Source organism: Gracilibacillus oryzae (genome assembly GCF_009498735.1).
Classification (GTDB): Bacteria; Bacillota; Bacilli; order Bacillales; family Amphibacillaceae; genus Gracilibacillus; species Gracilibacillus oryzae.
Map to the genome: position 1 here is coordinate 1 of NZ_ML762435.1, position 25,346 is coordinate 25,346.

Annotated in this window: 19 protein-coding genes; 4 read left to right on the plus strand and 15 right to left on the minus strand. The window is 37.5% G+C overall.

Translation table 11 applies throughout. The annotated features are described in order from the left end of the window. Positions 1-542 precede the first annotated feature (542 nt). On the plus strand, positions 543-1,376 hold the full coding sequence (locus F9U64_RS14360) for an SDR family NAD(P)-dependent oxidoreductase (RefSeq protein ID WP_153404991.1): 834 nt from the start codon (positions 543-545) through the stop codon (positions 1,374-1,376). Further along, positions 1,376-2,911 carry an AMP-binding protein gene (locus tag F9U64_RS14365; protein WP_228275735.1) on the plus strand — a complete coding sequence of 512 codons (1,536 nt, stop codon included), beginning with the start codon at positions 1,376-1,378 and terminating at the stop codon, positions 2,909-2,911. Before F9U64_RS14360 ends, F9U64_RS14365 begins: the two co-directional genes overlap by 1 nt. Positions 2,912-3,770: 859 nt before the next feature. Here F9U64_RS14365 and F9U64_RS14370 read toward each other — a convergent pair. Continuing rightward, positions 3,771-3,965: a hypothetical protein gene (locus F9U64_RS14370; protein WP_153404993.1), complete on the minus strand. Its 195-nt coding sequence runs from the start codon at positions 3,963-3,965 to the stop codon at positions 3,771-3,773. A 232-nt stretch (positions 3,966-4,197) separates the two neighbouring features. Between F9U64_RS14370 and F9U64_RS14375 the strand changes: the two genes are divergently transcribed. Further along, the gene (locus F9U64_RS14375) at positions 4,198-4,713 is read left to right on the plus strand and encodes a hypothetical protein (RefSeq protein WP_153404996.1); all 516 of its coding nucleotides are present in this window, start codon (positions 4,198-4,200) and stop codon (positions 4,711-4,713) included. Between the two features lie 191 nt (positions 4,714-4,904). Here F9U64_RS14375 and melA read toward each other — a convergent pair whose 3' ends face one another. The 5 genes from melA to F9U64_RS14400 form a co-directional block, all read right to left on the minus strand. Beyond that, positions 4,905-6,392 (minus strand): alpha-glucosidase/alpha-galactosidase, encoded by a 1,488-nt coding sequence (gene melA / locus F9U64_RS14380; RefSeq protein WP_153404999.1) that lies wholly within the window; start codon positions 6,390-6,392, stop codon positions 4,905-4,907. A 109-nt stretch (positions 6,393-6,501) separates the two neighbouring features. Next, positions 6,502-7,326, minus strand: coding sequence for an AraC family transcriptional regulator (locus F9U64_RS14385; protein ID WP_153405001.1), 825 nt, complete (start codon positions 7,324-7,326; stop codon positions 6,502-6,504). 204 nt (positions 7,327-7,530) lie between these two features. After that, positions 7,531-8,106, minus strand: coding sequence for a Uma2 family endonuclease (locus F9U64_RS14390; protein WP_153405004.1), 576 nt, complete (start codon positions 8,104-8,106; stop codon positions 7,531-7,533). A gap of 107 nt (positions 8,107-8,213) precedes the next feature. After that, positions 8,214-9,059, minus strand: coding sequence for an MBL fold metallo-hydrolase (locus F9U64_RS14395; RefSeq protein ID WP_153405007.1), 846 nt, complete (start codon positions 9,057-9,059; stop codon positions 8,214-8,216). Between the two features lie 242 nt (positions 9,060-9,301). Continuing rightward, a complete protein-coding gene (locus F9U64_RS14400) occupies positions 9,302-11,284 on the minus strand; it encodes a HAMP domain-containing methyl-accepting chemotaxis protein (protein ID WP_153405010.1) in 1,983 nt (660 codons plus the stop codon). A 447-nt stretch (positions 11,285-11,731) separates the two neighbouring features. Here F9U64_RS14400 and F9U64_RS14405 point away from each other — a divergent pair, with 447 nt between their 5' ends. After that, positions 11,732-12,448 carry a PepSY domain-containing protein gene (locus tag F9U64_RS14405; RefSeq protein WP_153405013.1) on the plus strand — a complete coding sequence of 239 codons (717 nt, stop codon included), beginning with the start codon at positions 11,732-11,734 and terminating at the stop codon, positions 12,446-12,448. Between the two features lie 67 nt (positions 12,449-12,515). On the opposite strand, the gene F9U64_RS14410 is transcribed toward F9U64_RS14405, so the two are convergent. The 9 genes from F9U64_RS14410 to ligA form a co-directional block, all read right to left on the minus strand. Then, positions 12,516-13,958 (minus strand): DEAD/DEAH box helicase, encoded by a 1,443-nt coding sequence (locus F9U64_RS14410; protein ID WP_153405016.1) that lies wholly within the window; start codon positions 13,956-13,958, stop codon positions 12,516-12,518. A 202-nt stretch (positions 13,959-14,160) separates the two neighbouring features. Further along, positions 14,161-15,726, minus strand: a complete 1,566-nt coding sequence (locus tag F9U64_RS14415) for a glycine betaine uptake BCCT transporter (protein WP_153405019.1) — start codon at positions 15,724-15,726, stop codon at positions 14,161-14,163. Positions 15,727-16,362: 636 nt separating this feature from the next. After that, complete coding sequence (gene rlmD, locus F9U64_RS14420; protein ID WP_153405022.1) at positions 16,363-17,745, minus strand: 23S rRNA (uracil(1939)-C(5))-methyltransferase RlmD; 1,383 nt, start codon at positions 17,743-17,745, stop codon at positions 16,363-16,365. Between the two features lie 207 nt (positions 17,746-17,952). After that, complete coding sequence (locus F9U64_RS14425; RefSeq protein WP_153405025.1) at positions 17,953-18,867, minus strand: diacylglycerol kinase; 915 nt, start codon at positions 18,865-18,867, stop codon at positions 17,953-17,955. A 269-nt stretch (positions 18,868-19,136) separates the two neighbouring features. After that, positions 19,137-20,570, minus strand: a complete 1,434-nt coding sequence (gene gatB / locus F9U64_RS14430) for an Asp-tRNA(Asn)/Glu-tRNA(Gln) amidotransferase subunit GatB (protein WP_153405028.1) — start codon at positions 20,568-20,570, stop codon at positions 19,137-19,139. Then, positions 20,570-22,039 (minus strand): Asp-tRNA(Asn)/Glu-tRNA(Gln) amidotransferase subunit GatA, encoded by a 1,470-nt coding sequence (gatA, locus tag F9U64_RS14435; protein WP_153405031.1) that lies wholly within the window; start codon positions 22,037-22,039, stop codon positions 20,570-20,572. The genes gatB and gatA overlap by 1 nt, the downstream gene beginning before the upstream one ends. A gap of 12 nt (positions 22,040-22,051) precedes the next feature. Next, on the minus strand, positions 22,052-22,342 hold the full coding sequence (gene gatC, locus F9U64_RS14440) for an Asp-tRNA(Asn)/Glu-tRNA(Gln) amidotransferase subunit GatC (protein WP_153405034.1): 291 nt from the start codon (positions 22,340-22,342) through the stop codon (positions 22,052-22,054). Between the two features lie 102 nt (positions 22,343-22,444). After that, positions 22,445-23,596 carry a CamS family sex pheromone protein gene (locus F9U64_RS14445; protein ID WP_153405037.1) on the minus strand — a complete coding sequence of 384 codons (1,152 nt, stop codon included), beginning with the start codon at positions 23,594-23,596 and terminating at the stop codon, positions 22,445-22,447. Position 23,597: 1 nt separating this feature from the next. Then, positions 23,598-25,346, minus strand: a 1,749-nt coding sequence (ligA, locus tag F9U64_RS14450) for an NAD-dependent DNA ligase LigA (RefSeq protein WP_228275736.1), incomplete at its 5' end; no start/stop codon positions are given.

Sequence of the window (25,346 nt, forward strand, 5' to 3'; positions counted from 1 at the left end):
ATTTTACTGGTATATTTGGGTAAATAAGTGTTTCTTCTTATCTAGCGAAAACTGTCTACTTTAGTTTAGCAGTCACAGAACCTCAGCAGAAAGTAAAAAAAGGTGACCGTTTAGGTTAATTACAAAGAACACAAATGATAACATTCATTTGTGTTCTTTTTTATATTCTTCAACTAACCTGCCTCGTCAGTTTAAGTGAACAAATTCACAATACCACATATCTTCATACTTAAATCATACCAGAAGATAAAAAATAATTGTTATTATTTCCCACATTATTAGAAATAATTTGTTGCACAGTAATGGTCTACTATGCAGCTACAGGAGTAACTCAAATCTGTCCTGTTTGCTGAAAATTATTTGCACTTTAAATTTCGATTCTAACCTGGCCTTAGATCGCATATCCCTGCAACTATGATTAATTCGACTTTCCCCACCATCATGGTACAATAAAATAAAACCAGAAACCTTACTTTCTATTCATTGATGTTATACAATTCTTAAATTAGTACATTGTACTTTCTAAGAAATTAGGTGAATCTATGCAAAATTACAGTTTAATAGAATCATGTTTATTTTTACCTGCTTTTATAAACAAAAAGAAAGTTAACAAACACTTTACGGGCAAGTCTGTCCTGATTACTGGTGCAAGTTCAGGGATAGGTGAGCAAGTAGCCTATCTCTTAGCAGAATGTGATTGTCATTTAATTCTAGTTGCCAGAAGAGGTGACAGACTTTCACAGATAAAAGAAGAAGTTGCCGCAAAAGCTGCCAAAGTAAGTGTTTTTCAAGCTGATCTTCGGAATGTATCTGAAATTGATACGTTTCTAGCCTTTCTTCATAAGCTCCCTGGCGGTATCGACATTGTTATAAACAATGCCGGACACTCAATCAGAAGATCCATCTTTGAATCTCTTGATCGTCCTCATGATTTTTCACGGACAATGGCAATCAATTACTTTGCACCAGTCCGAATCTTGTTATCTATTATCCCCCTTCTTAGAGAAAGACAAGGCCAAATTATTAATATATCAACGATTAATGCATTATTAGCTCCTGTTCCCTATTTCGCAGCATATCAGTCTTCCAAATCTGCTTTTGATGTCTGGCTTAGGGCAGTTTCTCCTGAATTAATCTCTAAAGGAATAGCAACAACAAGCATCTATTTACCATTAGTAAGAACAGCAATGATTCAGCCAACTGCTGCATATAAGAATATGCCTGCAATGTCAACAGAGCATGCGGCTAAAATTATCTGCAAATCCATCTACAAAAGAAAGAAAAAATATCAGCCTTGGTGGATTGTATTTGGTCAAATAGCTTCCATTTTCAGCAGAAATTTTGCCGACTTTTCAAAAAAAGGGGAAAAGAAATAATGAAGATTTTCACTCTCTTATATGCTCTTTTTAAAATCAAGCTGCTTTCTCCTATGAATTTATACCGATTGATCATTGCAATACAACAAAATGGGATTAATCCAATGCTGCTTCTGGATTGGACTCAAAGGAGAGTTGGTAACTGTATTGCCATAGTGGACGACGATGAAACAATCACCTATCACCAGCTTTTTCAACAAACAAGAAAGATTGCTTATAGGTTAAGGGAAAATTATCAGCTTCAAACAGGACAAAAGGTAGCAGTTTTAGGCAAAAACAGTGCAGCGCTTGTAAAGGCAATATTTGCTGTTTCAAGGTTAGGAGCAGATGTCTATCTGCTGAATGCAGAAATGAGTAAAAGCCAATTTCAGAATATCCATCAGCGTCATTGCTTTGATTTTATTATTTATGATAGGGAGTTCAATGATTTAATTGAAGAAGACAACTTTAAAAATGGGAAGATATTCACCAATCATGATCAGTTGCCAGCCATAAATAATCTTATACATACAGCCATTGATGAGAGCCACCCATTAAAAAGATGCTCGGCCGGTAAACTGATTCTGCAAACAAGTGGTACTACAGGTGTTGCCAAAAATGTGGCACATAAACCATCGCTGTTTCACTATTTGCATCCTTTTCTTGCCTATATTCAACGGCTGAAGGTGTTACAATATCAAAATGCCTATGTAGCTACACCTCTTTATCATGGTTATGGAATCGCTGTTATGCTTCTCTACTTATCATTAGGTAAAAAGCTAGTGATCAGCAGGCGGTTCGAATCAACCAAAGCCTGCAACCTTATTTACGAGCATCAAATTGAGATGGTTACAGTCGTTCCTTTAATGCTGCAGAAAATGTTGCAAACGAACCCCGAAAAGTTAAAATCACTCGTTTGTATCGCATCAGGCGGAGCAAAATTGCCAGTAAAGCTCGTTGAACAGACTAGAGAACAACTGGGAGATATTCTGTACAATTTATACGGCACCTCAGAAACCGGATTTAACTTTATTGCTGTGCCAGAGGATTTAAAAACCGCTCCGAAGACATTAGGCAAGAAAATTGATGGACTTCAAGTAAGAATTTTAGATGATAAGATGGAAGATGTTGCGATTGGGAATATAGGCCAATTTTGTGTAAACACTGCATGGTCCATGATAAATCGACATCATACCTGGATAATGACAGGTGATCTCGGCTATTGTGATAAGAATGGGCTTTATTTTTTCTGTGGACGTACGGATGATATGATCGTTTCAGGTGGTGAGAATGTTTATCCAATTGAAGTGGAGCAAGTGCTAATTCAGCATCCCTTTGTTGAAGATGTTGTGATAATAGGAATGGATGATCAAAAATTCGGGCAACGATTGAAAGCCTTCGTTCTTTTAAAGAAAGATGCACGCCTTTCCGAAGAAGCGTTGCTAGAGTGGTTACGCCCAAGAGTGGCCAGATACCAATTGCCTGGAGAAGTAAAGTTTGTTGATAGAATACCTTACACTAATTTGGGTAAGCTTGACAGGAAAAAGCTTAATTAAAATTTTCATTCGCTATATTTCTTTGATAATACTTAAACGAAATAGACAACGATTAAAAAAAGATGATCCAATTTATAAGAAGGAATTTCTCAAGTAGGTGCAACTCCTTCTTTTTTTTATTCGTTTGAAGATTCAATAAATGTAAAGTCAAGGATAAAAGATTTGTTGATAAAGCAAAGATTATCAACAAATGTACTGCTTCAGAGTTGATGATTTGTCGATTAAATGAAGATAACCAACAAATGTACCGCTTCAGAGGTGGTGATTTGTCGATTAAATGAAGATAATCAACAAATGTACTGCTGCAGAAGTGGTGATTTGTCGATTAAACAAGGATAATCAACAAATCTACCGCTTCAGAGGTGGTGATTTGTCGATTAAATGAAGATTATCAACAAATGTACCGCTTCAGAGGTGGTGATTTGTCGATTAAATGAAGATAATCAACAAATGTACTGCTGCAGAAGTGGTGATTTGTCGATTAAACAAGGATAATCAACAAATCTACCGCTTCAGAGGTGGTGATTTGTCGATTAAATGAAGATTATCAACAAATGTACCGCTTCAGAGGTGGTGATTTGTCGATTAAATGAAGATAATCAACAAATGTACTGCTACAGAGTAAGTGATTTGTCGATTAAAAGAGGATTTTCAACAAATCTACTTCTAGAGAGCAGGGATTTGTCGATTAAAAGAATATTACGACCAAATCCCATGCTCCCAAAAGGTGGTTTGTTGATACAAAACAATAATATACCGTCATTCTCCCAATCTCCATCACCAATAGGAAAATTTGAAGAGAAATATTACAAGTTTTGTGCAAGTGTTATTCAGGTGACTGAGATGGATTCAAAGATTGTCAATTTTCACTGATATAATAACAAGTTGCTGCTGGATTATGCCTCTTAAGTATTCCCTTTAATTCATTAAGTTTAGACGCCATCGCTAATTCAATATTTTCTTCGCTTAATCCAAATTTTCTCAGATGATATTCAATTTCTTTTTGTTTGCTTTTTGATAACATACGAATAAAAACTGACTGCTTACAACTCATTTATGATAATCCTCTCTATAATTTAGATGTATTTTCACTATTAAGCTACTTATTAATTTTATTTTATGTTCGACATTTCTTATACCCTCATTTCCTCATTTTCAAACTTATAGGGTTATGGAGAGGAAAAATGATTCTATATAAAAAGTTCTTTTCAGATGGATGATTTGTGAACAAAACTTCTTATTGATCATATATTGTAGCAAATCTGCCTACTGAAAGAGGTGTCGGTATGAGTTCATTACCAGCAGTTGATCTCGGCTTGATGACAGAGCATTTATTAGCACATGATGGAGTAATTACGAAGTTAGCATACTATCAAAACTTAGCAGCAAGTGCAGAATTACGCAGTATCCTTCAACTGCAAGAAAAGATCATGCAGAGCCATGTGTGGGTTATGATGGCTTTTATTAATCCAAGTTATCACTATCATGGGGAAGTCCCCCCTTTAAGTTCTTTTAGCGCAGAGCCTTTTTTCCAAGGAACAGGAACTGAAGACAATAATAAGTGGATTGCATTAGAGGCACATAATACAGCAAAAAATATGTCTTTAACCAATTATCAATCTGCTATGATGATGCAGGATAAACATGTAAGAAAAGCACATATTGAAATGGCACTACAGCAAAATCATATAAAAGCACTATATGCCGATTATATAAGTAAAATGGGATGGAATTTTACACCAATGGCAACTCCTGAAGCACAAATGAAAACACTTCTTCACTTTCAATATTTGCTCAGGTAATATATTCGGCAGGGATAAAGCTGTTACAAGAATAAACAGGAGTAGCAATTGCTCTACTCAAGCGGAAATCAGATCATTGCTTCTCTTTTTCCGATTTCATAAAATGAAACCATAAATTATGAACAGAAAAAAGACACCTCTCTTGAGATGTCTTCACTCATGGCTTGGATCACTGTAAGGGAAATTTTAAATTAAAAATTCCCTTTATCCGCTTCTCCTGCATTTTTCTTGGCAGCTTCCCAATCCTGTGCCATTTCTTCAACAGATTTCACCTTTACCCTTGCTGCTCCTTCGTAATCTTTCGTTGGAATTAATTCCTCTTCTTTTAATCTTCTCTCCGCTTTCTCAATAGCAGTCTGGTATTGTGGCAGCCATTGTTGCTGAGCAACTAACATTTCATCAACCATCTGCCAGATTTCTTTCGGATTACATACTGCTCCTACTAATGGGTCCATCATCATTGCCTGACGTAATAAGTAATCATCACCATTTACAGCTGCTTCTACTGCAAGTCTCTGAACAGAAATACTGACATTGCACACGGCCGCCGGACCTAATGGCAGCTCCCCAACATACGGCATATTAATTCCATTTTGATCAACATAACCAGGTGCTTCTATGATGGCATCGTCCGGAAGATTGGTAATAATACCATTGTTTACACGGTTAAAGTGCCCTCTGTATACACGCCCTGTTTCTAAGCCTTCAAGAATGTAGGAGCCGTGCTCTTCTCCTCTGTTCTCCTCTTTATATTCAAACGCAGGTTCTTTTAACCAATTAGGAAAATCTGTTTCAAACCAATTCCGGCCTTCTGTACAAACTCTCAGGTAGCCGCCGGTTTCTCCGTTAATCCATGTACCCATATCGATCCATTCCTGTATTTCTTCCGGCCGCTTACGGTACCATGGCACATATTCACTCAAGTGGCCATTTGACTCTGTACTGAAATATCCAAAACGTCGCAACATATCGATTCGGACTTTTTCTGTGTCTCTATATTCTTCATGATTCTCAAATGCTTCCAATAATTCTCCCGTACGATCCTCACCATCTGTTTTTACTTGAATGTACCATGTCTGATGATTGATGCCTGCACAAATGATATCAACTTCTTCTTTCTTCTTGTCTAACGCTTCGGCAATTTGTTTATGACCGTTTTGGACACCATGACATAAGCCGATTGTGTTCACACCGCCATATTTATTGCATGCCCATGTTAACATTGCCATCGGATTGGCGTAGTTTAACAACAATACATCGGGATCTGCTGTTTCCCTAATATCTTTACAAATATCTAACATTTCTGCAATTCCCCGTTGACCGTACATAATACCGCCAGCACTTAATGTATCACCAACACACTGATCCACACCATATTTTAAGGGAATTTCCACATCAGATTTAAAAGCTTCTAAACCACCGATTCGCACTACATTGAAAATATACTTGGCACCTTTTAATGCTTCTCTCCTATCGGTGGTTGCTTTTATGTTGACAGAAAGTCCATTCTCATCAATATCCCGCTGACATAATTGTGTTACCATCTCCAAATTTTTTTCATTAATGTCTGTAAAAGCAACGTCGATCTTCTGAAATTCCGGGACCGAAAGAATATCTCTTAATAAACCTCTCGTAAAGCCAATGCTGCCTGCACCAATAAAAGCTATCTTAAATGTCACCATTATTTCCTCCTTTTTAGCCCTGTGATAAAAAAAGCTTATCATAACAAATTTGAAAGCGATTTAATTTTTATCGTCAGTTGCTAAAAAAGTGTATAAAATCCTAACATTATATTTGACGGAAATGTTCCCGATATGCTGAAGGAGATAAACCTGCATCTTTTTTAAATAAGCTGCTGAAATACTGACTAGTATTGACACCAACATAATTTGAAATTTCTGTTACAGGTATTTCCGTGTGTATTAACAGCATCTTGGCTTTATCCAGTCGCACTTTGGTTATGTATTGATTTATCGTCATATTTAACGAGGCTTTGAACAATCGGTGTAAATAACTTGGATGCAAATGGCTCATGCTTGCCAGATCCTCTACTCTTAAAGCTGTATCATAATTTTCATGAATGTGTGTCAGTACTTTCTTTATATAGAAACTGTCTGATTGCTGATCAAACTCCATGCGATTCCGGTCTGTCCATAATAATAATTGCACCAGTAAATTATCTATTAACAGCTGATTACTGTCTGTTTGTCTGTCTAGTTCCAACACTAAATGGCGGAGAGTATTGTAGACAGATTCATCATCCTTTAATAGAAAATAACGATTATGCTCATGAAAGAGACTTCTTAATGTTAAGGAATGTTCAAATAATACATCTAAAGAAGTAAAATGCTGCCCCTTATCCTTTTTTAAAAATTCAATGTTCAGCATACGGCATGGATTTTCTCTATGAACAATCAGCCGATGTTTTACATTGCTTTGAATCCAGATATATTGTCCCTTCCGCAGATCAATCATACGATCTTCAATTTCAATTTGGCATTTTCCTTTTATCACATACATAATTTCCATTGCTGAGTGGTAATGCAATTCCATCTCAAATTCGTGCCATAACTTATAGTAATAGGCTACTACCTCAAGAAAAGACTGTTTCATATTTCACCTCTTATTCGTTTAAAGGCTGGTTTAGCATCTTACATTTACATTCGCCCGTCCTTTAGTAAAAGTGCTAGTTTCCATATCTTTTATCAAATTCTACTTTATTAGAATTATATACTTTTCTGAAGTATAAAAAAAGAAGGTATAACAAGCGATTTACTCACTCGCTGTACCTTCTTCTGTAAACATTCTTTCTTTATCTTATTCTGGAAACACCATTTTTAAGTCAATGACCAACCCGCCAAGAATAGAAATTGGTACCATATCTTCAACAGAATATAAATCTGGTCTACCAAATCTTTGATTAGACTGAAGTTTATAGACACTAAGGACTTTTTCAGCTGGTTCAATTATCCAATATTCTTTTACGCCTGCTTGTTCATATCTGTTAAATTTATCAATTTTATCTTTCCTTGCAGTGGAAGGCGAGGTGATTTCCATAACGATATCCGGACTTCCTTTACATCCATAATCATCCAGTTTAGTTGTATCACAAACAATGGTAATATCCGGTTCCACAACATTTTGACGATCCGCGGCCTGCTGTGAAGTTTGTATATCTAACACCACATGAAACGGGGCAGGATATACTTTACATTCTTTTCCTATTAAGAAGTTAGCAATTTGACGATGCAATTCTGATAAGATTTCCTGATGAATTCTGGACGGTGCTGCCTGCAGATGAGGTACACCATCAATTATTTCAATTCTCTCATCCTCTGGCCATGATAAGTAATCAGCATACGTATACTTTCGGTCTTTTTCTGGTAATGACACTTGATTTCGCCTCCAAACTCAAGCACATTTTTTCTATTATTATATCACGGCAAGCAGTTCTCTCCAATATGCTTACTTTTTAGATAAATAGTCCTATCCCCCATCAGTTAGTCCGTATATTTCCCATGATCAGGAACAGCAACGGCATCAAAATTACGTACTAATTCTTCCAAGTCCTCTGCTAAAGATTCGCCAGTCATCGGCAATCCATGTCCGGTAACAGCAACCAGAGGCTTCAGTACTGCCAGTTTGCTGACAGATTCTTTTGCAGCAGTCCAGTCTGTTGTTAAATATCTTGGTGGTCCATTTAATTCTTGCTTTTGGGTTAATACATTATAAAGTTTGTCTGACCTTACCGTAACGATTGCATCTCCTGCAATTAGGGCTTTATCTTCCCCTCTAAATAAAGAAATATGTCCAGGTGAGTGGCCTGGTGTATGAATCCATTCAAATCCGGGCATATGCGGAACACTTCCATCTGCAGGAAGACTTTCTACACTATCTGCTAAATCGACAGGTTCATTTGGAAACATTTTTGACATTTTAGCAACCATTCCACCTTCAACTGTCGGGTCTGGTTCAGGATAACTCTCTTTTCCTGTTAAAAAAGGCATTTCCAGTTCATGTGCGTAAACAGGTACATTCCAATGATTGATCAGTTCAATAATTGCCCCAACATGATCAAAATGTCCATGTGTCAGAATAATAGCTTTTGGACGGCAACCCTTGCCAAAACGTTCCTCTGCAACGGAAATGATTTCCTCGGCCGAATTGGGCATTCCTGCATCAACTAAGACAAAATCACCCGTTTCAGGATTGCCGACAAAGTGCAGATTTACGATTTGATTCGTATAGCTGTACAAATCTGGCAAAACACTGATCCCAGAACCACTGTTAATGGATGTTGCCGGGATTGTTTTGTAATCATCACCATAATTCATTTCTTTATCCATAAGTAACCCTCTCCTTTTGTTCATGGTTTATTTTTTTAACGCTAAAAGTCTGTATTCCCTTCACTCTTCAAAGTCTTACTTTAGTTTTTCACATTTCATCCGATTTAAACATTTATCACTGCGTTAAGCATCCTACCTGCAAATAGATATCTTATCAACAATTGGTTCGTTTATCGATAAGCAGAGAGTAAAAAAAAAAGGCAGCCGCTCACTTTCAACGACTGCCCTAATATATTTCCTATTTATAATTTAAATTGACGGATTAATCCATTTAACTCTTCTGCCAGTTTCGAAAGCCTGTCAGAACTATTGGCTACTTCCTCCATTGAACTGCTTGCTTGTTGAGCTGAAGCAGCAGTTTGTTCCACACCAGCTGCTGATTCTTCTGACACAGAAGCAATTTCCTCGATTGCAACATTCATTTTTTGACTGTTAGATGACATATCAGTAAGACGATCATTAACTGCTTTAATATTCACAGCCATTTTTTCTACTGACTGATTAATATTTATAAATGCTTGTTTCGTAGTTTCCACTTGATTCGTTCCTTTTTCTACTTCATGATAACCGCCTTCAAGTGATGTCACTACATCACTTGTTTCTGCCTGGATATTTATTACAATTGTTGTAATATCAGCAACAGACTCTCCAACCTGTTCGGCAAGCTTACGAACTTCATCTGCTACAACTGCAAAGCCTTTGCCATGTTCGCCAGCGCGAGCAGCTTCAATGGCAGCATTCAAGGCCAGGAGATTCGTTTGTTCTGAAATATCTTTGATGACAGAGACTAGTTTTGTAATTTCCTGAGATTGGTTGTCTAACTTCTGTACTTTATCAACAGCTGATTTTACTATTTGATCAATGGAAGCCATCTGTTGGACAGAACTTTCCATTAGTTGACTGCCTTCTTCTGCAATGACAAGCATATCATTGGAGGATTGAAAAATGTCTTCCCCATTTTGATTGGCTTCATTCATTTGGGTTGCGAAGGTTTCCATCGCATTAGATAAATCACTTGCATTGTTCGCCTGTGTTTCAGAACCTGATGCTAATTCCTGCATTGTTGTTGCAATTTGCTGTGTCCCTGTTTTTACCTCATTTGCAGACTGAGTCAATTCTTCACTTTGGCCTGTTAAGTTTTCAGATGCTGATGATACCTTCTGAATGATTTGTCTTAAGCTATCTTGCATGTCTTTCACCCCAGATACCAATTGCCCTATTTCATCTTCTGATTCAACTGTTAATTTTTCCGTCAAATCCCCGCCACTTATTTTCTTCACACTAGCGGTTAGAGATTGTAATGGCTTCGTGATAGACCGAATAATAATGAATATGATTAAAAGGCCAATCAATAAAGCCGCTGCAATTACAAGGATTGTTGTTATCATAATATCTCTAGCAGCTACTTCCAGTTCCTTAGTATACATTGTCCCCGCAATCTTCCATCCAGTTAATTCATTTGTTTCAAAGATCATTTCTTTATCTTCACCCTCAAATAAATAGGAGAGTTTCCCATTATCCTTGTTAAAAACAGTATCTGTCCAATTACCTGTTGGTTTTACGCCTGATTCCTCTGTCGGGTGAACTAAATATTGATTACTTGCATCAAGCATAAAGACATAGCCTTCACTGCCAACTTTAATCTCTTTGGTAATGCTTGCTATTTTGGAAAGGTTGAAATCCATTCCGATAACACCTGACCCATCTTGAACTGTCCGGGCAATTGTGATGACCATTTCATTTGTTGCAGTATCTAAGTAGGGGTCTGTAATGATTGCCTCTCCCTGATTTGCCATTGCTTCTGTATACCACGACTGTTCTCTAGGGTCGAAGTCATCAGGCAAATCTTGTGCTGGTTCCAGCAGTAAATCTCCTGTTTCGGTTCCTATATAAATAAGTGATACTTCTGATCGCAGTTCCTTATATTGATGTAATGTTCTTGCAATCTGTTCATCTTGCTGAATCATTTCACTGTTTACAGACTCCGCTATGTATGCAAGATCTTTCATTTTAGGTTGAAATGTATCATTAATCCCTTTATTTACTCGACTGATATTCTCTGAGGCTGTATCAATAATATAATTCCCTAAAACATCTTGCGCTTTTTGAAACGAAATCGTTCCAATTACAATACTTGGTACTAATAAGATAAACAAAAATGATACAAACAGCTTTGTTCTTAACTTCCCATTTTTTAATCCTATTGCTGCTTTTAACTTTCTCATACTATGTTTCCCCCTGTTGTTTCTATATCTATCTATATGAAAAAATGAAGACTACCCTAAAAGTTGAGGGTAGTCCATCCATTTTGTAAAAAAACCTGTATGACCATGATTTTGTTCTTTTAGAATATATAGTTTATCCATCTATTCTTTTCTAGTCAACAGGATTATTCTGGTGAAAAGGCTTGCTTTAACATTTTTTTATCAGATTTGGTGAAAGGCTTTTAAAGTGAGATTTCTCGTGGAGGTTTTTACATCCCCCCACTGATTATTAGCGAAACTTTTCGTATAGGGGATTCCAGACGGTTAGCGCTGTGATAAAGTAGCTGTACTTTTTTGCTAAAAGAAGAAAATACATTTAATTTTCTCATTGAATTCTCATTTTTCTCTCATAGGGTACTCATTATTATTGACTACAATATAAGTATCAAACAAATAGGGGTGCTTTCCATGAAAAATAAAAAATTACTGATTACATTAACTAGCCTTTTCATAGTCGGAGTGGCAATCGCAATCTTCCAGCTGACACCAAGTTCTGCCAGTGCTTTTCTTTCTGAGCAAGAAGCGAAAGACAAAGTCCAGAGTCAATTTTCAGGTGAAATTGTGAAACTCAGATTAGAAGAAGATGATAACCGTAAAGTATATGATGTAGAAATAAGAGGAACTGAATCGTACTATGATCTTGAGCTTGATGCTGAAACTGGCAAAATTCTGAGTTTAGAAGAAGATATTCTGACAACAAATAGTGATCCTGATTTGTCACAGTCTAAAACTAACAATAGTACAGCTGATGATAATCATGATGATAAGGCAGCAAATGAAACCAAAGCAGATAATTCAGCAAACGAGTCAGCTGTAACTGAGAAAACAAATCAGACACAAACTGCTAATGCAACAAGTAATGCTGCTGATACTCAAGGTAACAATGATGATAAAAAGCAGAATCAAGCAGCCAACACAACGAAAACTACCATTTCGTCTGAAAAAGCAAAATCCATTGCATTAGCACAATATAACGGAACAATAACAGAATTGGAATTAGATGAAGATGATGGCCAGATGGTTTATGAAATTGAGATTCATACAGCAACAAATGAAATAGACATAGAGATTAATGCATATACAGGAGCAGTAAACTCTGTGTCCAAAGATGATCTAGATGAATAAATCAATGAATAGATAGAAAAAAAGCGGCATTCTCTCTTAGAGAAATGCCGCTTTTTTATTATACCTTTTATTTCATCGCTTTCGTCACCTTCATTTTCTTCCCTTTTACTGTGGTATGTTCCATTGCTTCTAATACAAGTGAACCTTTGCCATTTAGAATATCAACATAAGACCAGTTATCTTTAATTGTTATAATCCCAATATCTTCTGCTGTCACATCGGGAATGTTGGAAATGGTGCCAACAAGGTCCACTGCCCGAATCTTTTTCTTTTTCCCGCCATTGAAATGTAACTTCATAATATCCTGATTGATCCGTGCTGTTTTGTTATTTTTTACAATGCGTTTTTCTGACATTTTCGCTTCAAATGCTTTTCTCGCTGTATTTACTTCTTCTTCAGAAGGTGCTTCTCTGTTCCGCAGTTCAAAGCCGATATATTTTTCAATTATTTTTAAATATTTTTCCTCATAATTAGCTGCAAATGTAATAGCTTTTCCTTTATTACCAGCGCGGCCTGTTCTTCCAATACGGTGAACATAACTTTCTTTCTCTGAGGGGACATCAAAGTTAATGACAAGGGAAACATTATCCACATCGATTCCTCTCGCAGCTACATCTGTTGCAATAAGATAGCGAAATTCTCCTGATTTAAAACCTTCCATTACGGAAAAGCGTTTTTCCTGTTCCAAACCACCATGAATTTGTTCACAAGAATAATTCGATTCGCTTAATTCTGTCCATACATCATTTACTTGTTCCTGTGTATTACAAAAAATAATACAACTATCTGGATTTTCAACAACTGTGACATCTTTCAACAATGCCATTTTCTCATCTCTTCTTACTTTAATAACACTGTGCTGAATAGTCGGTGTGGTTACATCTGTATTGATTTCTACATTTACAGGATTTTGCATATATTTATGACAAAGCTTTTCAATTTCTTTCGGTAATGTGGCGGAATACAACATTGTTACTCTTTGACTGGGGACTTTTTTGATGATTGATTCAACCTCATCAATAAATCCCATTCTCAGCATTTCATCCGCTTCATCTATAATAAGATACTTTACTTCGCTTAAATCCAAAGTCTCTTGCTCAATATGGTCGATTAATCTTCCAGGTGTACCAACGACGACATGTGTCTTTTGTTTTAGTTCATCCTTTTGGATAGCAAAAGGTGCTCTGCCATATACAGCAACTGAATTTATCCGTTTAAATCTGCCAATATTGATGATATCTTCGCGCACCTGGACTGCGAGTTCTCTTGTAGGTGTAAGCACTAATGCTTGTGGCTTATTTTCTTCCCATACAATCTTCTCACAGACAGGAATCGCAAAAGCAGCCGTCTTTCCGCTTCCTGTTTGAGATTTTACGATAAGATCCTGATTTTCCAGTACTCGCGGAATAACTTCACGCTGTACTTTTGTAGGTTGATTGTATTTTAAAACAGTTAATGCTTTTTTCACTTCATTACTAAGTTGATAACTTTCAAAGTTCTCTTCTTTCATTGTTTACCCTCATTTATATTAGATTTACTTATATATTTACCCAGACAATTGATCAAATACACTCTAAATTACGTGCTGGTTTCACGACGCTTTTCAGAACCATTACAAAAAAGAAAAGGGCTCTGACATAGAACCCTTTACAAAAACACTTTCTCCTTGACCGAGATCGAACAAAAATGCTTCTTATTAGCTTTTAACCAAATTATTGTGGCTCACTGCCTTTTGTTCTCTTTGCATCTTCTTTATTTTTGACCTCATTTTTTTTACGCGGCTTTGGTTTGAGGTATAAACCAAGTTCCTTTTTCTCTTTTGTTAAGGATTTGTACAGTGACAGCATCATTAATATAACAATCATCGAAAATGGTAAGGCTGCTCCAATGAGCGCATTTTCAAGTGCTTGTAAGCCACCACTGTATAAAAGAATCAATGCAACAGAAGATTGAGCAATCCCCCAAGTAAATTTAACTGAATTTGGCGGATTTAGTGATCCATATGTTGTTTGCATACCAAGTACAAATGTTGCAGAGTCGGCACTCGTAATAAAAAATGTACAAACAAGTGTAATAGCCACTATAGACAGAACCGTCGAAAATGGAAATTCACTAAATACAGCAAACAATACTTCCTCTGTTGCAAATTGTGTTAAATCAATATTACCGGCGTTCTGAACATCAATTGAAGAAGTACCGAAAACGGCAAACCAGAAGAAACTAACAAGTGAAGGCAGTAATAATACCCCAATTAAAAATTCCCGAATGGTTCTACCTCTGGATACACGGGCAATAAAGATACCGACGAATGGGGACCATGATAACCACCATGCCCAATAGAAAATGGTCCAGTCATTAATCCAGGTACGATGCTCACCATTAAGTGGAGCAATTCGGAAACTCATTCTTACGATGTTCTGAATATAACCGCCCAGTGAATCAGTAAACATGTTTAAAATCAAGATCGTAGGTCCAGCTACGAACATTAAAATTAATAATGCAACCGCTAAAATCATATTTGTATTACTTAATATCTTGATTCCTTTTCCTAATCCAGACCATGCAGAAATCAAGAATAAGACTGTAACGATTGCAATGATGATAAATTGTGAAAGAAAGTTATTTGGAATCCCAAATAAATAGGAAAAACCCCCATTAATTTGAGCTGCACCGAATCCTAACGTTGTTGCAACACCAATGACAGTAGCAAATACAGCTAGTACATCAATTAATGTTCCAAGTGGTCCATCCATTCTTTTCCCTAAAATAGGTTTCAAAGTAGATGAAATCAGACCGGATTCGCCTTTACGAAACTGAAAATAGGCTAACGCTAGTGCTACAATGGCATAAATTGCCCAGGCATGTATTCCCCAGTGAAAAAAGGTATATCTCATTGCCTCTTTATGCGCCTCGTTTGTCCCACCCTCAGCAAGCGGTGGATTTAAAAAGTGTGAAAGTGGTTCAGCTGCTCCCCAGAAAACAAGTCCTATACCCATACCTGCACTAAATAGCATAGCAAACCATGAGGTTTTTGAATATTCTGGTTTTTCATCAGGTTTTCCTAATTTTATTGCTCCAATTGGACTAAAAATAAGGAAAATGCAAAAAATTACGATAACTGTAACTAAAATCAAATAATACCATCCAAACGTGGATGTAAGAAATGCTTTCATATTACCTGTTACTTCCTCAAAGCTATTTGGTGCGGTAACACTTACTATTAAAGCTACGACAATAATCGCAACCACAATCCAAAAAACATTTGATATTCTTCTCATCGAATGTTCCTTTCTCCGTAAGAATCTTTTTTTGCTAATACCCATTACTCTAGCTTTCCCTGGTAATCTCCCTTTAAGTTAAGAGTTTTCCATTTAACTTACAAAAAAAGAGTGAAATAATTATTATGTGACGAAAAAGCGGGGTTTAAAGATGTGGGTTTCCCCTGTGGTTATCATTCGCTTTGCAGGAAAGAAGAGTGCTCCTAATTCCATTTAAATTAGAAATATTATGTAAGATCTCGGCCCAAGGTAAAAGCCAACTCATTTATTTTAACATAAGTTTTCAAAAATTTCGCATGATTACATTCCAAAAGTGGATAAGGCAATTAAGTAATCCCACATTTCGCCAATTTTTTTATTGAAATGGTGCTTTTTCTATTTATTATTTCAAAGAGCTCTGATGCTGAAATTCTTAGTTCTTTTGTTACATTACCTTTATTTCGTCATTCTAAACATGAATCTAATGCCTTAATCATACTATTAGCATTTTTAAAGGAAAATAATCTTACTATTTATTTAAAAAGTGAGCCATTGATCATTTGGGGTATGACAGACGAATAGCACTGTAATAAAAAAAGAATGCAACAACCACTTGATTGCTGCATCCTTATCAAAAGTATATTTATAAAAGATTTTTCATTGCACTCGGCGCTCTATTCGAACAACTGCTTCACAATGTGTCGTCTGTGGAAACATATCAACAGGCTGTACTTCCTTCGTATCATACCCGCCGTCTTCTAAAAAGCGTAAATCCCGTGCTAATGTGGAAGGATTACAGGAGACGTATACAATCCTGTCGGGTTTCATTTCAATCATCGCTTGCAGAAATTGCTCGTCACAACCCTTTCTAGGTGGATCCACAACAATCACATCTGGATTTAATCCTTGCGCTTTCCACCATGGCATCACTTTTTCCGCCTGTCCTACAAAAAACTCTGCATTCTCAATTCCATTTAATTTCGCATTTGCTTTTGCATCAGAGATAGCCTCAGGTACTACTTCTACTCCATAAACTTTTTTTGCTTTTTTGGCTAAGAACAAAGAGATTGTACCAATTCCACAGTAGGCATCAATCACTGTTTCATTTCCAGTTAAAGCAGCATACTCCATCGCTTTATCATACAGCTTTTTGGTTTGGAGAGGGTTCACTTGATAAAAAGACTTGGCAGATATGGCAAAACGCACTTCACCGATTTCATCATATATATACTCAGTGCCCCATAATAATTTCGTCTTCTTGCCTAAAATAACATTCGTTTTCTCTGCATTAATATTTTGCACGATCGACTTGACTTCAGGATACGTATTAGTAATTTCTTTGATAAGCTGCTTCAATTCCGGGACTTTTTCTTTTCTTGTCACAATTACTATCATTGTTTCATTTGTCACTTTTCCGCTTCGAACCATTATATGTCGCAGCACACCTTGATGATTTTCTTCATTATATGCAGAAATTCCGAGACGGTCTGCCGTCTCTCTGACAGCATCAACCATCCGGTCGTTTACTTCATCTGTGATAATGCATCTTTCCATATCCTCAATGATGTCATGACTACGTTTACGATAAAAGCCTGTAATTAGATTGCCATCTTTAGCTCCAACAGGTATCTGAACTTTGTTTCGGTACCTCCAAGGATCTTCCATCCCAATGGTTTCATGAATTGGTATTCCTTCAATATGGCCAATTTTCTTCAAGGCATTTTTCACTTGATTTTGTTTCATCTCTAATTGCATTTTGTAGCTCATATGCTGCAGCTGACATCCGCCGCATTTATAGTAAACATTACACGGGGGAACCACACGTTCTTCGCTTACGTGTAATGTCTCTATTAACTTCCCGAACCCAAAATTCTTCTTTACATTAATTACTTTTACCTTTGCTTTTTCACCAGGCAGAGCGTAAGGTACAAAAAGAGGAAATCCATTCACTTTACCTACTCCTGCCCCTTCATGGGTAATATCTTCAAAATGAAGCTCAATTATCTCATTCTTTTTCACTGGTGGTGCTGATTTTGCCATAATATCAACGTCCTTCTTTGTTTGTATCTTCTTTATCTATATTAATCGACAGTTTTTATTATCATATGCTGTCCAAATTTTATCATAATGAAGAATAATTAGGAAATAACATGTCTAAATTCATCATTTCCTGGGAAATATTGAACAATATTTTCCCATAATAAATCCCCATACTGAATACTCAGACTGGGGATTAGACAGGTCCTTTTATTCTAACGCATCCTGACGCTCACAAAATTGTTGAGATACAAAGAATTCAATATGTTTATACAGATTGACAAATTCTCCTGGCAACAACCCTCCGTACTCTCCATCAAGATTTAACTGCATCTTATCTTCTGTATAGACTTTGATTCGATTTGCTTTTGTGTAAAAAATATTTTTATCATCAAGGTGTGCACCTCTTGTCGCCAGTGTCGCAATACGGATAAATTCTGCGAGATTTGTTTTCTTCAAAATAACTAAGTCAAACAAACCATCATCCATTTTTGCAGCTGGTGCCAATTTCTCAAAGCCTCCAACAGAATTGGTATTCGACACTAAGAACAGCATAATTTCGTCTTCGAAAAGTTTCCCATCATATTCAATACTGACTTTCGTCGGTTTTAAAGATGGTAACATTTCGATCCCTTTTAAGTAATATGCAAGTTGCCCGATCATTGTTTTTAATTTGCTTGGAACTTCATAGGTGAGTTCTGTTAATTTCCCACCACCTGCAATATTCATAAAATAATGCTCGTTTACTTTTCCAATATCCAATGGACGCACATTATTTTCCAAAATGATACTCACTGCTTTATTAATTTCACGCGGGATACCTAAAGCTCTGGCAAAGTCATTGGTTGTACCACCTGGAATAATACCAAGTTTTGGACGGAATTCCTGTTCTGCGATTCCATGAATTACTTCATTAATTGTACCATCACCACCAGCGGCAACAACAATATCGAATTTTCTTTCCACTGCTATTCTTGCTGCATTTATTGCATCACCTTCACAAGTGGTAGCATGAGCAGAAGTTTCATAACCAGCTTCTTCAAAGCGCCTTAATACATCAGCTAGTTCTTTTTTGAAGGCTTCCCGTCCAGAAGTTGGATTATAAATGATACGAGCTCGTCTCATCTTCATTCTCCTCTTGTTTAACATTCTAACTTACATCATAATCCTTTTGGAGGATTTTGCAAATAAAAGCTCATGGATTTTGTAAGAAAAGCGCAAAGCGCCCGTTCTGCCCCGACAAGCTTAAGCGAAACTGCGACGTGGCGATCTTTGCCACATAGCAGTATCGCTTAAGACCTCGAGGGGCAGGCGCTTGGAGCTAGACATCTCCGTTTATACTTTCTTAACTTGCAAAAAAGAAGAGCTGCACAGTAATTGCGCAGCCTTCCTTTTTATCGTTTATCGATTTCTTCTAAAATAATCTTGTTAACCATTGGTGGGTTTGCTTGTCCTTTTGTTGCTTTCATCGTTTGACCAACTAAGAAACCAAGTGCTTTATCTTTCCCGTTCTTATAATCAATAATTGATTGTTCATTGGCATCAAGAATACCGCTGATAATATCACGAAGCTGGCCTTCATCAGAAATTTGGACTAAGCCTTTTTCTTTTACGATTTTTTCCGGATCTCCACCATTTTCAACAAGCTCTGCAAAAACTTTTTTCGCCATCTTCGAAGAGATCGTTCCATCTTCGATCAGCTTGATCATTTTCGCCAAACCTTCTGGTGTCATTTTCAAATCAGTGATTTCCACTTGCTGTTTGTTCATATATGCAGAAACTTCACCCATTAACCAGTTAGACGCCTGTTTCGGGTCGGCTCCAGCCGCAATTGCTGCTTCAAAGAAATCAGACATTTCTATTGTACTTGTCAGGACGCCTGCATCATATGCTGGAAGATCTAAGTCTTTTACATAGCGCGCAAGACGTGCATCCGGAAGTTCAGGAATCTCTTTTCTGATTCTCTCTTTCCATGCATCATCAATATACAATGGAACTAGGTCAGGCTCTGGGAAGTAACGATAGTCATCAGAACCTTCTTTCACACGCATTAAAATCGTTTCTTTCGTTTTCTCATCATAACGACGTGTTTCTTGTAAGATCTCGCCGCCATTAAGCAATACTTCTCGCTGACGCTTTTCTTCAAATTCCAGCCCTTTTTGAACAAAAGAGAAAGAGTTTAAGTTCTTTAATTCCGTTTTTGTACCAAATTCTTTTTGGCCAATTGGACGGATCGAGATATTCGCATCACAACGCAGGGAACCTTCTTCCATCTTACAGTCAGATACCCCGGTGTATTGGATGATATTTTTCAATTTTTCTAAATAAGCATATGCTTCTTCCGGTGTGCGGATGTCCGGCTCTGATACAATCTCAACAAGCGGTGTACCTTGACGGTTGTAATCCACTAAAGAATACCCATCATCATTGTGAGTTAGTTTACCTGCATCTTCTTCTAAATGAAGACGGGTAATACCGATTCGCTTTGTCTCACCATTTACCTCAATATCAATATAGCCATTTTCGCCAATAGGCTGATCAAACTGAGAAATTTGATATGCTTTTGGATTATCAGGGTAGAAATAGTTTTTACGATCAAATTTTGTATCTGTTGCAATGTCACAGTTTATTGCCATTGCTGCTTTCATTGCATAATTAACTGCTTCTTCGTTTAATACTGGCAGTACACCAGGATAACCTAAGTCAATTGGGTTCACATTAGAGTTAGGTTCAGATCCAAAGGCATTTGGAGCTGGACTGAAGATTTTGGAATTTGTCTTTAACTCAACGTGTACCTCAAGACCGATTACTGTTTCGAAGTTTGACATTACTTGTCACCTCCTAGAGTAGGACGTTTTTTATGATGATCTGTTGCCTGTTCAAATGCATAGGCAACTCGGTAAACAGTAGACTCATCAAAGTGTTTCCCGATAATTTGCAGTCCGATTGGCAGTCCTTCTTTAGAGAAGCCACATGGTACAGATATTCCCGGAACACCCGCAAGGTTTACTGGTATTGTTAGAATATCGTCAACATACATTGTTAATGGATCATCAATTTTTTCACCAATTTTATAAGCAGTGGTTGGAGAAGTTGGTCCAATAACGACATCATAATCTTCAAAGATTTTCTCGAAATCATTTTTAATTAATGTACGAACTTTTTGAGCTTTCTTGTAATATGCGTCATAGTAACCTGAGCTTAGCGCAAATGTACCAAGCATAATACGGCGTTTTACTTCATCACCAAAACCTTCTGCACGAGATTGCTTGAACATATCAAGCATATCAACACGTTTTTCTGTACGGACACCATAACGTACTCCGTCAAAACGTGCTAAGTTCGCACTAGCTTCAGATGAAGAGAGTAAATAGTATGCAGCTACCGCATATTTAGAGTGTGGCAGAGAAACCTCTTCCCAAGTTGCCCCAAGTTCTTCATATTGCTTTAATGCAGCTAGAACCGCTTCTTTTACTTCCGGGTCTACCCCTTCTGCTAAATATTCTTTAGGCACTGCAATACGCAATCCTTTTACATCCTGCTTGAATGCATCCGCATATTGTGGGATTTCCACATTTGCAGAAGTGGAATCCATCTTGTCATGTCCGACAATTGCCTGAAGTAAGTGAGCATTATCTTCTACAGTTCTTGTGATTGGACCGATCTGATCAAGTGATGATGCAAATGCTATTAATCCAAAACGTGATACAAGACCGTAAGTTGGTTTCAATCCGACAACACCGCAGAAAGATGCTGGCTGACGGATGGACCCGCCTGTATCAGAACCTAATGAGAAGAATACTTCCCCTGCAGCAACAGCAGCTGCGGAACCACCACTGGACCCGCCTGGCACATAGTCAGTATTCCATGGATTTCTTACTTTTTTGAAACCTGAGTTCTCATTTGTTGAACCCATTGCAAATTCATCCATGTTTAATTTTCCAATTGTTACGGTTTTTTCATCCTTTAATTTCTCGATAACTGTGGCATCATATAAAGGATCGTTTAAGTTCTCCAGAATTTGACTTGCAGCAGTTGTACGCAAGCCCTTTGTAACAATATTATCTTTAATCCCAATCGGTACACCGTATAAGATTGATGCATCAGAACCCAGCTGTTCATCTAATTGTTTTGCTTGCTGCTTTGCTTCTTCTTCATTCAATGTCAGAAATGCTTGTATTTCATCATCTACCTCGTTAATACGGTTATAGGATGCTTCTACAAGATCGCTGACAGTGATTTCTTTGTTATGTAGCTTTTCTTGTAACTCTTTCAATGTATAATCGAAAAGTGACACGGTCGTTCCTCCTTATTCAAGAATTGACGGCACACGGAATTGCCCGTCTTTTTGATCTGGTGCATTCTTTAACGCATCTTCTTTGCTAATCCATTCTCTTGGCTCATCTTTACGCATCACATTTTTCAGATCTAAAACGTGTGTTGTTGGTTTTACATTATCTGTATCCAACTCATTTAAAAGTTCTGCATAGTTGATAATGTCAGCAAGCTGCTTTGTCATTCTTTCTACTTCTTCATCAGTTATTGCAAGACGCGCAAGGTTTGCGACATGCTTTACTTGTTCTTTTGAGATATCTGCCATTACTTGTCACCTCCAAAATTATTTACTGCCTAAACGGTAAGTAAAATCCATAACGTATATTTTATCACTATTTATCATTTTTTTGAAATAGATTTATCTTCTTTAATGATAAATATGAACGAATCCTTCATCAGCTCCTGCTTCTCTCACAATCAGTGCTTCCACTTGCTCACCTGAGGTAATATTGATTTCCAAATTATAATCATTAGGAAATGCAGATACCACCAGGCCGTAGACATATTGGGTAAAACCAATTAATTCTGCTTTCCCGTAAAAAGAAACAGGTATATCAATCGTCAAATTATACAGTTGTCCTTCTCGGAAGAATCCCTCACCAATCACACTGACATAATTGGGGAAATAGGAAGAAATGTCTGCTTCGAAATCGACAATGGTCGCCCATGTTTCCGGATAAGTGTTCTCTCCTGCTGAGGCAGTGAATAATACATGTTCTTCATCGACCTCTTTCCAGTCGCCTACCGAAGAACTATCTCCTGCTATATTGGTCTTCGCAACAAAACTTCCTGGCACAAGTGAGCTTTGAGAAGCTTCCCGGTAAATGGCCATCATGATAGGAACATTTTCCAGACCTTCTGTTTCACGAATTCGCTGGACAATTACGTCTGCCAATTCATTTGCTTCCCTCATCATTTCTTCTTGGGAAATGTTTTCATAGTAATACGGTCCGCCTATTTCTGTCTGAAACCGGTAAACAGATTTCATCGCAATGCCAATCGAGAGACCTGAAAGCTGCATCACATCATCTTCTGATTTCGTCAAATAATTTTGTTCGAGAATATGAGACAAATATTTTGGATTTGCTTGCTCGTTTTCTACAGCATCACCTGAATCACTAATCTCAGGATTTAATCCTAAAGGATCCGACTGTTCATCATATCGCTCTAACCAGCTGTACAGAATATCTTCTGTTAGGTATTGGCCTTCCTGAAAAAAGTAACTGTCAGGATCATACACTTCTTTTGAATGTCTGCGCAGACCTTCTTCTAACTCATCAATATCCACTCTGTTAGCTATTTGATTTGTAATGACCCCTCGTGCCTGGCTGAGGTTTGAATCAATCAGAACGCGGTAATTTTCCTCATCTAATTGATATTTTGGGATAATCGCCGTTTCCTGTTGCATGTCATCCTGGTTTTCGTCAATAATTGTTTCTTCAGGAGCCTGTCCAAACTGCGGTGCACAAGCTGATAACAACACAACCATTGCCAGCAGTCCATAACGTACTTTCTTCATCTTACTCTTCCCCCTCTAACACTGCCTGCAACTTCTGCTCATCCCATATCTCCACTTCCAGTTTTTTGGCTTTATCTAATTTTGATCCAGCTTCTTCTCCTGCAATGAGAAGATCCGTATTTTTGCTTACACTCCCTGTTACTTTTCCGCCAAGTGCTTCAATCTTTTGTTTTGCTTCTTGTCTTGAAAAGATAGACAGTTTTCCTGTTAAAACGATTGTTTTTCCTGCAAAAGCTGTATCTTCTGCAACTTCGGTAACTTTTGGCCCATTATAAGCAAGGTTTAACCCTAATTCTCTAAGTTCGTTCAGAAGCTGTTTTACTTTATCTTCTTCAAAATACTGAACAATGGAATCTGCCATTTTATCACCAATTTCATCAATGGCAATAAGGTCTTCAAAGCTTGCCTGCTGTAAGTTATCCAATGTTTCAAAATGTGCTGCTAACGTTTTTGCTGCTTTCGAACCTACATATCTTATCCCTAATCCAAATAGTAACCGTTCTAAAGAGTTTTGCTTAGAGGTCTCGATTGCGGACAATAGATTCGTTGCAGACTTTTCCCCCATGCGCTCTAATTCCAGCAATTCATCCTTTTCCAGACGATAGATGTCTGCAATGGTATGAATAAGTCCTTCTCTGAACAATTGTTCCACAACTTTTTCACCAAGACCGTCAATATTCATTGCAAGCCTTGATACGAAGTGGATCAGACCTTCTTTTAATTGAGCAGGACAATTGGGATTAATACACCTTAGGGCAACTTCCTCTTCCAACCGGACAAGCTCGCTTCCGCATGACGGGCATTCTTTCGGCATAGCAAAAGGCTCTGCTGTTTGTTCACGCATATCTTCCACAACCCGCACCACTTCAGGTATGATATCCCCGGCTTTTTTAATAACAACAGTGTCAGAGATTCGAATATCTTTTTCCTTAATCAAATCTTCATTATGAAGGGAGGCACGTTGAACCGTTGTTCCTGCTACTTTGACTGGTTCTAAAATTGCTGTTGGTGTTACAACCCCTGTTCTTCCAACACTCAGCTCGATATCAAGTAGCTTGGTTACAGCTTCTTCTGCCGGGAATTTATATGCAATTGCCCAGCGCGGACTTTTAGCGGTAAAGCCTAGTTGCTCCTGTGCTTCCAGATTGTCAACTTTTATTACAATACCGTCAATATCATAGCTTAAGGATGATCTCTGCTCAACCCAATTGTTCACATATTCGATTACAGCTTCAATCCCTTGACATTTTCTCCATTCAGGGTTTGTTTTAAAACCAATTTCCTCAAGGTAAGCTAAACGTTCACTATGTGTTGTTAAGTCTCCTGTCTCCCATTCCCCGACAGCATAAAGGAAGATACTCAGATTTCTCTTTGCAGCAATTTTCGGATCTAATTGCCGTAAAGAGCCTGCAGCTGCATTTCTCGGATTGGCAAAAGGCTCTTCTTCCCTTTTCTCTCTTGCTTCATTTAATGCAAGAAACGATCGCTGTGGCATGTAAGCTTCCCCGCGAACTTCCATTGCACTGCTGTCTTTAATTTTGAGCGGGATACTGCCAATTGTTTTTAAATTGCTGGTAATATCCTCGCCTGTTGTTCCATCACCACGTGTTGCTCCCTGAATGAAATAGCCGTTTTCATAACGAAGGGATACTGCTAAACCGTCTATTTTCAGTTCACAGACGTAGGTTACTTCATCCATACCAGAACCTTCTCGTACTCGTCTGTCAAACTCACGGAGGTCCTCTTCATT